Here is an 8,469-nt window from a genome sequence, read left to right on the forward strand (position 1 = left end):
AGGGATTATTCCTGGATGTGGCCCTCAAATTATATTTGTAACTCTATATACTAAAGGAATGTTGCCTTTTGCAGCTCTTTTAGCTAACGCTATATCTCAAGATGGAGATGCTTTATTTCCATTGATTGCAATAGATAAAAAATCTGCTCTATGGTCTACAGGATTTAATACGATAGCTGCATTAATAGTAGGATTACTAGCTTATTTAATAGAAGTTAAACTCTTTTAAATAAAAAGTGAGAGTTGGAAATCAACTCTCACTTTTTATATCATTTTCTATAATAAATAGTACAAAAACATAACTACTGCTAATATTATAAAAGATATATATTTATTTTTAGATTTTTTAGATAAAATCAATTCCGCTACCATTCCTATTAAAAATATTAAAGACGCTAAAAGTATACTAATTGGATTATTTTTTAAATGGGTTGAAGATAGCAATAACCAATCAAACTTTAATACCCATATACCTACAGCCATAGAAAAATAAAATGGAACTATAAATATCTTAAATAATTTGTTAAAATCAATTTTATATCTTTTGGATAGTAGCAATAACGCCAAAAATCCAAAAATTATACCTCCTAGAAGGGATAGATTATAATGAGATATCTTAAATAATGATAGTATGTTATCCTTATAGGATTGAAGGTTAACCAAGGCATAACCAAGCCTAGCTCCAATAAATCCAATAATCAATAAAATCATAAAAATATCTTCTATAGTATCTTTTTCTTCTTCATATTCTTTTGCTAAAATACCAGAAATAACATAACTTATACCAGCAATTATTATTCCAAAAGCCATAAACCAAGTTATACGTATAGCTTTATAAGAAAAGAAAAAAGGTCTCATCTATTCACTTTCCCTTATTCCTTCAACAAGCTGGTTCATCTGTGCATAAGTCATCATGCCTGGTACTCCTCCTAGCAAAATCCCATCTTTATCAACAAAGTAAGATGTGGGAAGGCCGCTTACTAAATAAGTCTTTGCTATGTCTCCCTCTTTATCTAAAGCTAAATCAAAATCATAACCGCCTTTTTCAATATATTCCTCAACTGTAGATTCATCTTCCATTACATTTACTGCTAAAACAACCAAATCTTCATTTTCACTGTCTAATTTTTGGAGGTCTGGCATTTCAATATCACAATATTTACACCAGGTAGCCCAAAAATTCACTAAAACTATATTCCCCCTATAATCAGATAATGATACTTCTTCACCTTCTAAATTCTTAAGTGTAAAGTTTGGTGCTTCTTCACCAATACTAATATCAGATGTAAACTCATCCTCCACTACTTCATCATAAGCCTCTTCATCTATATCCTCTATATCCTCAGAAACATCGTCTTCTGGTACTATATCTTCTTCTGTTTCTCTCTGTCCTAGTTCAGTAAAATAATATAGTCCTACAACTAATACTATAGCAATTATTATTATACTTAAAATCTTTTTATTCACTCTATCCCTTCCTTTCATAGCATTAATCTGCTTATATCTATAACTTTATTAAAAAATACTAATATCCCAAAAATCACCATTATTAGGCCACCAATTTTAGGAATATATATCATAACTTTTTCTGTCTTCTCTAGAAACTTACTAAATACATTTATAAATAATGCAGTCAATAAAAATGGGATTGCCATACCAATAGAATATACTAACAATAGATATACTCCTTTAGAAACGGTAGCCGACCCTCCTGCATATATAAGTATAGATGCCAGTACAGGTCCAAAACAAGGGGTCCAACCAGCAGCAAAGGCCATCCCCATTAATATGGAACTAAACCAACCAGATGCTTTCTTAGGTGCCTTAATCTTTTTCTGCATATTTAAAAATCCAAAATTCAATATCCCCATCATATTTAATCCAAAAATTATTATCAATGCTCCACTTACTTTAGCGAAAATTTCCTTATTCCTAATAAATACCTTTCCTAAAAAACTAGCAGAAGTACCCATTATCATAAATATAATAGTAAATCCTATGATAAAACCTATAGTTCTTGTTACTGCAATGAGCCTTCTTTCTTCTAGTTCACTCTCCAAATTAACACCAGCCATATACATTATATAAACCGGTATTAACGGAAGAATGCACGGTGAAAAGAAAGATAAAAATCCTGCTCCAAAAGCTATTGGCAATGAAACATTTCCTAAATCCATAAACTCCCCCCTAAAGATTAATTTAAATCATCTATACCCCCCGCCCCTATAATTATAACTATATTTTCAAAAAAATCAAGGAAATAAATAATGGATAGCTTCATTAATACCCATTATTTATTTCCTTAAATATTTTTCTTATAAACAATTTTAATAATTGGTAATCAGTACCTCTATAGTTTTAGATGATCGGCTTTTGCTTTTTTGATAGTTTGAGTTATTATAACTATAATTTAAATAGTGGACTTTATATTTTTTGCTCCATTTTTCTAGTATATAGTTTCTTTTACCATTACTCTCTATTACGTTTGATAATGCAAATTTTATTCCTTTTAAATCTATTTGATCTAATAATTCTAAAAGTTCTTTTTCCTTTATTAAGTCCCAACCATTTTGTTCATTATATGTGGCTCTAGTTATTAGATAAGGAGGATCTGCATAGACAAACAAACCTTTTTTATCATATGTATTTATTGATAAATCTTTAAAATCCATGGCATAAAATTGTATATCAATAGATTTAATTCTATCTATAAATTTGGATAGATTCCGTTGTAAGTTTAAATTAAAATCCCTTTTCCCCACTGGTATATTACATTTACCTTTCTTATTAAATCTTATTTGATTGTTGAAAGCATATATAGTTATAACATAGAACATAATGTCTTTATAAAAAGATTCCTCATCTACTAACCTATTATAACCTTCTCTTAGTTTTACAAATTTTGATTTATTATACTTCCCCAATCCATCCATGCTATTACAACCGTAGTATTTATATCCATGCTCAAAGGTTTTTGATAGATTATATTTATCAATAATATCAAATATTCCTTGGAATACTTTATCCTTATTCTGATCAATAAAAGTATTAAAAAGACTTATTAATTGGTTCTGATGATCGATTGATATTATTTTTTTTGCCTCTATATTTACACCAACATTGCTGCCACCAGAAAATAAATCTATCATCGTATCTATTTCTTTGGGAAATAGAGGTAAAATTTGATTTAATAATCTAAATTTACCTCCAGTAAAATTTAAAGGCGATTTTATTAATTCTTTTTTGTCCATTATATTTCCCAATCCATATTCACCTCTACATATCCCTATTAATATTAAATTACCCAAACTTTATACTTTACTCTATAGCTACATGTTTCCATTTGCCCTGTTTAAAAACATAGTAAGACATTAAACCAGAAATAAATGTTGATACACTAATGCCAATCCAAACTCCTGTTGATTGTAATTTAAATACAATAGCTAAAATATAAGCTAAAGTTACTCTAATTAGTAACCAAGATATAAAGGTTATCCAAAAAGGAACCTTCGTATAACCAGCACCTTGCATAGTCCTAGATAAAGTGATGGTGACTGCATGTAATGGCTCTGAAATTCCAATTATAATCAAAAATCTTTTCCCTATTTCTATTACATCAGGATTTGCCTCATCTAAAAAAAACTTAATAAAAGGAGTTGAAAAAATAACAAAAGTCAATGCAATAACTCCCATTAAAGCTGCTCCAAGAATAGCACACACTTTCCCATTCTCTTCTGCCCGCTCTAATTTATTTGCTCCAATATTCATTCCGGATAGTGTGGCAGCAGCAGTCCCTATAGCTAATCCTGGCATCAATGCATATTGATTTAGATTAGTTCCAATAACATAAGCTGGCACAGCTGCATCTGCTCTTATTGTTCTAGCCAATATAGCAAATAATAAAAACCTACTTATATTTCTTGAAAGGCCTTGTAGCGCAGCAGGTATACCAATTCCAACAATCTGTTTTGATACTTTCCAATTAGGCCTTATAATATCCTCAATTTGCACATGTACTACAAACCTTCCACTAAGTAATGCACTCCATCCTAAAATACATCCTACCAAGCGAGAAATGCCTGTTCCTATTGCCGCCCCCATAACTCCCATTTCAGGAAATATCCAAAATCCAAAGATAAATATAAAATTACCTACTACATTTACTATATTCATAATAATATCTATTACTAATGGCGTTTTTGTATCCCCTGCACCTTGAAATATAGCCTTTGCAATAAAATGCAATAAGAAAAAAGGTATGGATAAAAAGAAAACTTCCATATATTGTTGTGCTAAGAATAATACGTTATCGCTAACACCTAAAAGTTGTAAAATCATTTTGTTTGTTAAAAGGCCAAAAGGCACCATAAATACTGAAGCTAACAAACATAGAAAAAAGGATTGTCCTGCACTAACCGATGTACTTTTTTTGTCTCCTTTTCCCATTGAACGAGCTACCATTGCAATGGTACCAGTTGAAATAGCCATTACCAATACCATTATTAGCATAATAACATTTCTGCCCGTTCCTACTGCCGATATAGCATCTACTCCTAAAGAACCTACCATCTTTATATCAATTGTTCCTACTGAAACTTGAAGTAAAGACTGTATAACTATTGGCCAAGCTAAATATGCTATATTATAATAGAGATTATCGTTATTTAATAAAAATTCTGTCCTCTCATCATATAGTTTATCACTCAATTTTAATCCCCCTTACAAACCACATTATACCATTTAAATATAAATGTATCTAGGGAGTCGAAATAATTAAATACCTTTTAGCTTTAAAAATATAAGGGTAATCCAAGATCACCCTTTAAATAATGTATATCAGAAACTATTTTAAATTATTCTACTTGTCTAATACCAACACTTTCTAATTCCTTTTGAATTGTTTTTTTCACTTCTAAATTAGTTTCCATTAAAGGTAGTCTCAACCCTCCAGCTTTGGTTCCAGTCATGTTTAATGCCATCTTTACAGGAACTGGATTTGAAACGATAAATAGTGTTTGAAAAAGTTTAAATAATCTTAAATGTATTTCCATAGCCTTTTTAATATCTCCTAATACAAAAGCATCTATCATCTCCTTCATTTCTTTACTTACCACATGAGAACAAACACTAACTACTCCATAGCCGCCTACTGCCATGCTTGGTAATGTAATAGAATCATCACCAGAATAGACTAAAAAGTTTTTAGGTTTTATTCTTATAATCTCCGATATTTGATTTATATCTCCACTTGCCTCTTTTAGAGCTACTATATTTTCTATATTAGCCAACCTCTTTACAGTTTCAGGCAATAAATTACAACCTGTTCGTCCTGGAACATTATATAGCATAATTGGAATATCTACAGCTTCTGCAATCGTTTTAAAATGAAGATATAATGAATCTTGGCTAGGCTTATTATAATATGGCGTAACAATTAATAATGCATCTACTCCTGCTTCTATTGCTTTCTTTGCATTTATAATAGTATCTTCAGTAGAATTAGTCCCAACACCTGCAATAATAGGTACATCCACATTTCTCTTAATGGCTTCATATAATTTAACTTTTTCATCTGACTTAAGGGTTGGTGCTTCCCCTGTAGTTCCAGTTATAACCAAAGCAGTATTTCCTTCTTTTACTAAACGTTTTGCCAACAAAATTGCTTCATCATAGTTTACATTTAGTTCTTCATCAAAAGGTGTAATCATTGCTGTAATTAATCTCCCCCAATTAACCATTTTCAAACCTCCTCTATTTTGACTATAGTACATATTATGTGATTTTTTTAAACATGTTCTTAAGTTATTCCTTAACCCTTTAAATGAAAAATGAATACTATATAATTAACTGATATTTATAGACAATATAAATCCATTGTAGGTGATTGTTATGAAAATTATAATTCAAAAATACGGAGGAACATCCCTTAGAAATTTAAATGCTAAAAGTAAAATTTTAACTCATATCAAAAAATGTATAAATGAAGGAAATAGCCTTGTAATTGTAGTGTCTGCTATGGGTAGACAAGGAGACCCTTATGCTACAGATACACTTATTCAACAATTAGAAAAAATAAATAATAATATAGATCCTAAGAAAAAAGACTTAATAATGTCTTGTGGTGAAACAATATCTATAGCTATATTATCCCATTTATTAGATAAGGAAAATATCCCTTCAGAGCCATTAACAGGTTTTCAAGCTGGTATACTTACAAATAATAATTTCAATTGTAGTGAAATAATAAATATAGATACTTCAACTATAATGAAATATATAAAAATGGGTAAAATTGCCGTTGTAGCTGGATTCCAAGGAATAACCAAAGACAATGAAATCACAACATTAGGCCGAGGTGGAAGTGATACTACTGCTGTAGCTTTAGGTGGATATTTAGGTGCTGAAAGAATAGATATTTTTACCGATGTCCCAGGAGTAGGAATTATCGACCCTACCATAGTGCCTTATACAAAATATATTAAGAATATTTCCTATGATAATATGTATAATTTAGCTTCCAATGGAGCTAGAATAATCCATCCTAAAGCCGTATTAATAGGTAAGAAATTTAATATCCCAATAAAAATTACTTCGACAAATTCTAATGTAGAAGGTACTCTCATATCAAATACACCTGACATTAGAAAAATAATTGGAATAACTATCAAACAAAAAGGTGAAAATGCCGTTCTTTCTATATTTATTGATGAAGAATATAATAGTATATTACTGAAAGATTTAAAACAATTTATATATAATAATAAAAACATTTTAGACCTGGTTCCATATAAAAAGAAAATATCTATAATTTTAAAAGAAGAAAATATTTCACATTTTGCTCAAAATTTATATGATCATTTATTTAAATAATCCATATTAAAAGAGATCTGAAAAAGATCTCTTTTAATCTAAAATTGGCTGTATTTGTTTATTTGTTAAAGCTTCTATAAGAGTAGGTTCTATCTTCTCAAATTTTGCAACAAGTGAATTGGGTTTCCCCTTTGAATTATCCTGACCAAAAGGTACAAAATAAATATTTTTCATATTTAAAAGAAGTCCTATATTTTTACCATTTGCACCTAGACCATCATTGGTTGCAATAGCTAATACCAAAGGTTTTTGATTTCTTAAATGAGCCTTACACGCCATAGTTACTGGTGTATCCGTTACAGCGTTAGCTAATTTGGATAATGTATTTCCTGTACATGGTGCTACTATCAATATGTCTAATCCTAATTTTGGACCTACAGGCTCTGCATCCACTATAGTTGTAATTAGCTCCTTACCAGTTATATTTCTAAGTTTGTTTTTCCATTCTTCTGCAGTGCCAAACCTTGTATCAAAAGAATTTACAGAATAAGATATTATTGGATATAGATCTGCTCCTTTGTTTGCTAATCTTTCTATCTCTGGAAAAACATATTCAAAATTGCAGGAAGAACCTGTTAATGCCCAGCCTATCTTCATTCCCTTCAATATCATTTTCATATACCCCTTTCTTCAATGATATTATAAATAGTCTCTTTGATAATCTTAGCAGCAGTTACTGGAGCATATTTACCAGGCAATCCTAAGGCATGGATAACATTAATTCCTAATTTATCTGCCTCCTTAAAATCAACACCACCTGGTTGAGATGCTAAATCGATTATTAAAGTATTTTTATGGAGATGTTTTAATTTATCTTTGGTAAGTATTAAAAATGGGATTGTATTGAATATAAAATTCATATTATTAATGTACTCATCCAGTTTATCAATATATATGGGATTATATTTTAAATTTTTAATCCAAGCTATATCACTATGCTTTCTAGCTGCTATATGAACATTAGCACCTAGCCCATATAACATTTTTGCTAAAACCTTTCCAATTCTTCCAAAACCCAATATTAAAACATTGGAACTATGGAGAGTAATAGATGAATTCTCTATAGCTAATTTAATAGCCCCTTCAACAGTAGGGATAGCATTTAAAACCTGTAACTCTTCTCTATCAAAATAATCTACTATGTCAATCCCATAATCTTTTGCTTTTAATCTATGTTCATCTTCAATCTTACCAGCAATAAGAAGCTGATCCTTTTTTATGTTTTCAAGGATGATTTCTATAAGTATTTCATTTGTATGAAAAGGTGCATTAACGGTTTTATTATCTTTAGAAAAAGGTAAAGGGCCTATGATTATATCTGATTCTTTAAAATTTAAACCTTCAATATGGGATATTGATACATGGTATCCATCTTCGTAAAGTAGACGGGCTAATTCAATATTTCTATTATCCCCTCCTAATATCATGAAATTTTTTACCTTCATATCATCCCTCCAAATATAAACCAATTAATAATATATTATGTATATTTTTTCCCAATGTTACTGAATAAAAAACAAAATTCCACATCACAAAATATAAAGTTAAATTTACTCACTACTATTTTACCTGTTCTCATAAGCAATATAGGGCAGACAC

General features: G+C 29.9%; 10 protein-coding genes. 2 read left to right on the forward strand and 8 right to left on the reverse strand.

The genetic code is table 11. The annotated features are described in order from the left end of the window. Positions 1-229: putative manganese transporter (locus VK998_RS00245; protein ID WP_325224169.1), on the forward strand; the 229-nt coding region annotated here is incomplete at its 5' end. 47 nt (positions 230-276) lie between these two features. On the opposite strand, the gene VK998_RS00250 is transcribed toward VK998_RS00245, so the two are convergent. The 6 genes from VK998_RS00250 to dapA all read right to left on the reverse strand — a co-directional run bounded on the left by VK998_RS00250 (position 277) and on the right by dapA (position 5,738). After that, complete coding sequence (locus VK998_RS00250; RefSeq protein ID WP_325224171.1) at positions 277-858, reverse strand: prolipoprotein diacylglyceryl transferase family protein; 582 nt, start codon at positions 856-858, stop codon at positions 277-279. Continuing rightward, positions 859-1,467: a TlpA family protein disulfide reductase gene (locus VK998_RS00255; RefSeq protein WP_325224174.1), complete on the reverse strand. Its 609-nt coding sequence runs from the start codon at positions 1,465-1,467 to the stop codon at positions 859-861. 14 nt (positions 1,468-1,481) lie between these two features. Then, positions 1,482-2,177: a cytochrome c biogenesis CcdA family protein gene (locus VK998_RS00260; RefSeq protein ID WP_325224176.1), complete on the reverse strand. Its 696-nt coding sequence runs from the start codon at positions 2,175-2,177 to the stop codon at positions 1,482-1,484. Positions 2,178-2,327: 150 nt separating this feature from the next. Further along, positions 2,328-3,308 (reverse strand): Dam family site-specific DNA-(adenine-N6)-methyltransferase, encoded by a 981-nt coding sequence (locus VK998_RS00265; RefSeq protein WP_325224179.1) that lies wholly within the window; start codon positions 3,306-3,308, stop codon positions 2,328-2,330. A gap of 10 nt (positions 3,309-3,318) precedes the next feature. Next, entirely contained in the window at positions 3,319-4,707 is a 1,389-nt protein-coding gene (locus tag VK998_RS00270; protein WP_325224181.1) for an MATE family efflux transporter, read from the reverse strand. A 146-nt stretch (positions 4,708-4,853) separates the two neighbouring features. Continuing rightward, a complete protein-coding gene (dapA, locus tag VK998_RS00275; protein WP_325224183.1) occupies positions 4,854-5,738 on the reverse strand; it encodes a 4-hydroxy-tetrahydrodipicolinate synthase in 885 nt (294 codons plus the stop codon). Positions 5,739-5,889: 151 nt separating this feature from the next. Here dapA and VK998_RS00280 point away from each other — a divergent pair, with 151 nt between their 5' ends. Next, a complete protein-coding gene (locus tag VK998_RS00280; RefSeq protein WP_325224186.1) occupies positions 5,890-6,870 on the forward strand; it encodes an aspartate kinase in 981 nt (326 codons plus the stop codon). 33 nt (positions 6,871-6,903) lie between these two features. On the opposite strand, the gene VK998_RS00285 is transcribed toward VK998_RS00280, so the two are convergent. Together VK998_RS00285 and dpsA are read right to left on the reverse strand one after the other, a co-directional pair. Beyond that, positions 6,904-7,482, reverse strand: a complete 579-nt coding sequence (locus tag VK998_RS00285) for a dipicolinate synthase subunit B (protein ID WP_325224187.1) — start codon at positions 7,480-7,482, stop codon at positions 6,904-6,906. A 2-nt stretch (positions 7,483-7,484) separates the two neighbouring features. Next, positions 7,485-8,315: a dipicolinate synthase subunit DpsA gene (gene dpsA / locus VK998_RS00290; RefSeq protein WP_325224190.1), complete on the reverse strand. Its 831-nt coding sequence runs from the start codon at positions 8,313-8,315 to the stop codon at positions 7,485-7,487. Positions 8,316-8,469: the final 154 nt, after the last annotated feature.

This window comes from Schnuerera sp. (assembly GCF_035459645.1).
GTDB lineage: Bacteria > Bacillota > Clostridia > Tissierellales > Tepidimicrobiaceae > Schnuerera.